Origin of the sequence: Thermoactinomyces sp. CICC 10522, from assembly GCF_016055075.1 — a bacterium.
GTDB lineage: Bacteria > Bacillota > Bacilli > Thermoactinomycetales > Thermoactinomycetaceae > Thermoactinomyces_A > Thermoactinomyces_A daqus.
Genome location: NZ_JAECVY010000074.1, coordinates 1 through 510 on the forward strand (window position 1 = coordinate 1; position 510 = coordinate 510).

The window sequence follows — 510 nt, forward strand, 5'->3', positions numbered from 1 at the left end:
AGATATTCCTCAATCACGATATGGGCGTTGGCCCCTCCGGCTCCAAACGACGAGATTCCCGCCCGGCGCGGAGCTTCCCGGGGCACCCCCTGTCGCATCACGACCGGCCGCTTCCATTCTGCCAGTTCCTGCTGAACGACAAAGGGGGTCGAGGCAAAGTCAATATGGCGGTTCAGCACCCGGGAGTGCAGGGAGGGCACCAGCTGCCCGTATTTCATCTGCAGCAGGATTTTACTCAATCCGGCAATCCCGGCCGCGCTCTCGGCATGCCCGATGTTGGATTTCACCGAGCCGATGGCACAAAACTGCCGGTCGCCGGTATATTCCTGAAAGGCTTTGGTCAAACCGGCAATTTCAATCGGGTCGCCCAAGGCCGTTCCGGTGCCGTGCGCTTCGATGTATTGAAGGGTTCGCGGGTCGATGCCGGCCTGGCGAAAAGCCTGCTTGATCACATCAGCCTGGGCATTGGGATTGGGGACGGTATAGCCGTGTGTCTTGCCCCCGTGATTG

At 60.0% G+C, this 510-nt stretch carries 1 pseudogene; it reads right to left on the reverse strand.

The window, feature by feature from the left end:
- Positions 1 to 510: pseudogene (locus I8U18_RS17645) on the reverse strand (polyketide synthase); the annotation flags it as partial.